At 61.9% G+C, this 2,369-nt stretch carries 2 protein-coding genes; both read right to left on the bottom strand.

Going from position 1 to position 2,369, the window contains the following annotated elements; genetic code table 11:
• Nucleotides 1–1,253 (bottom strand): PucR family transcriptional regulator (locus AC2VOG_RS20970; RefSeq protein WP_486941736.1); only part of this gene is annotated, 1,253 nt, incomplete at its 3' end.
• A 478-nt stretch (nt 1,254–1,731) separates the two neighbouring features.
• On the bottom strand, nt 1,732–2,124 hold the full coding sequence (locus tag AC2VOG_RS20965) for a DUF5313 domain-containing protein (RefSeq protein WP_486941735.1): 393 nt from the start codon (nt 2,122–2,124) through the stop codon (nt 1,732–1,734).
• Nucleotides 2,125–2,369 lie beyond the last annotated feature (245 nt).

The raw sequence follows: 2,369 nt of genomic DNA, 5'->3' as shown, positions 1-2,369 counted from the left end.
GCTTCGCCGAACCAATCGCACATGAGCAGTGCGAACTCAACGTCCAACCGGTCGCCGGCCATGGTGCGACCGCAGCGCTCTACCGCCCGATTCACGCGGTATTTGACTGTGTTGCCATGTATCTGAAGTTCGGCGGCTGCTGCCTTGAAGCTGGAACCGGCGCGCAGGAACACGCTCAGTGTGTCTCGCAGACGCTGGTCGGATGGGGTGCTCGAAGCCAGCGGGCCCAGCACATCGTGAATCCAACACTTCAGCGTCGGGACATCGGCGACCAGCATCGAGGCGAGCGCCAGACCGGGATCTTGGGCGGCGACGAATCGGCGTGCGGTGCCTTGGGCTGCCATGGCAACCGCGCGCGCCCGCTCGGCCTGCCGGTACGTGCGACGAAAACCTTGAAGCCCGACAAGTGGTTCACCGACCGCAATTCCGGGACAGTCGGGCTGATCGTGGACGAAGGCACGCAGCTTAGACACGCAGTCTGACGGATCGGGGGCCGTCATCCATGCGCAGGCGACGAGGCGGTCGATCGAGTGGTAGACCAGTTGGTCGGCGCCAGCCGCAGCGGCCGCCTGCTGCGCGAAACGCTCCATGGCGATGAGCTGATCGGAGTCGGCGCGCGCATCCCGGTTGAGCCATACGAGCAGCGCCACATGCGTTGCGTCCAAGGAGTACCTCATAGACTTCGACGTTTCGTTCACGTCTATGTCACGTCCGTCGAGAATGTCTCGGATGGCTTGTGCGCGCAGACTTCGCCGGTTTTCGTCCCACTGCGCGCGCTCGATCTGATAAGTCGCCAAAACCTGCTCGGACATCCAGTCGATGTAGCGAAACGACACGCGGGTGATGTGCTCGAAGAGTGCCAATTTCTGCTCGGAGGGCAGGTCCGCGCTTCGCAATCCGGCAATGATGAGATCCAGTCCGTGCTGGTGCCCGAGCCGGTATCCGCGCAGCAGCGCGTTGACGGAGATTTCACGTTGTGCCATCCGCCGCGCGTGTTCGAGGGCCGCCGTCGGCGCTTCGACTTGGTCGATGGGGATCGAGTAGCGGATGACGGAAAACCAGGTGTCCACGTTCGCGGTGATGGTGTCGCTCAGCAAATCTTTGAGCTGCTGGTCGGCAGCGAGCTCGCCGACTTCTTCAAGCAGAAGCGCGTCGATGGCTTCCGGCAACGCTTCGACCAGATCGCCGAGGCGGCCGAGGAGTTGAGTCACTTCGTGGAGAGGAACGCCTTGACCGGCCGCGGAATCAACCACAGCCGCCAGGGTATGACTTTTTGTCTCCGCGAGATAAAGAATGCCGATAACTTCGACGTTTCGAGACGTATTGATCTTGTGCCGGGACTCTTACGCTTCATGGAGCGGGTCAACGACCTGCATGGTCAACTCAACTTGCGGCTGTAGCTGTCGCCGCAAGTTGGCGTCTGTCCCACGGCTCTACGGACAATGACCGCGTCACAGGGGGGAACTCATGGCTTGTCTTCTCGCACTAACGTTGTTAGCAGTGCTGGCGGCGGGGGCCGCCTCGTTGCGCAGCCGTGCTTGTAGAATTCTCACCGCAGTGAGCCGATTTCTCGATCATTTCGGCCATAACTCTCATGCGTTGACTCAAGCCGAGGAATGCCCGCCCCTGTGACCCGACGCTGCGCGGCACGGTGGTACGTGCGCGCCACAGGGATTGCTCGGCCCTGACGAGCTAGCAATCACCGTGGCGTTGACAGTTCAACGTGTCCGGCTACACCCGGGGGCCGTAGCGCTCGATGTAGGCGCGGCGCTTGTGGGCATCGCGACTATGTGCCAACTCATCGACCAAATCCGGGTCGAGGCCGTGCTGTGCGAGTCGGTGCCGGCGCCACACTTTGTTCAGAGCGTGGGAGAACAGGATGAACGGTATGAAGATCGGCAGGGTCATGCTGGCGTGGACGTAGAGGGTCGTCGGGATCAGCCAGAACGGGGCGAGCACGAGGAAGGCCGGAATGATGACGCGGATCATTGTGCGCGCGGTGGCGCCTTTACCGGCCAGGTCGTTACGCACCCAGTCGCGCATCGAAGACGGCAGGACCCGCCCGTAGGAGTAGGCGATGTACTGGTAGGCGGTCGGTCGACGGTGTTGTGGATCATTGTTCATCGGAACTCCTGGCGCGGTGTGCCGTTAGCGACGGGGACCGGATACCAAAACGCGTTCGATCGCAGGTCAACTAATTGCGAATATTAGCAATCTTCAATGCAGTCTAGCCCTGCCTTGCGCTTTGCGCACCGTGACCGCGAATGACGCCGTGAAAGACGGCGCGTTACGTGCAGCGGCTGTGCGCATCGACGACGAAAACCTGGCGAGCGTCCACGGCACTACCGGGGCGGGCGGTTGATCGCGGC

Source organism: Mycobacterium sp. TH-M11, assembly GCF_057473725.1.
Note: the sequence above shows the minus strand (reverse complement) of the source record. Positions and strands in the feature narration are given on the sequence as shown.

Coding starts and splice junctions, on each gene's coding strand:
- AC2VOG_RS20965 (WP_486941735.1), bottom strand. CDS start 2,124: ATGAACAATGATCCACAACACCGTCGACCGACCGCCTACCAGTACATC.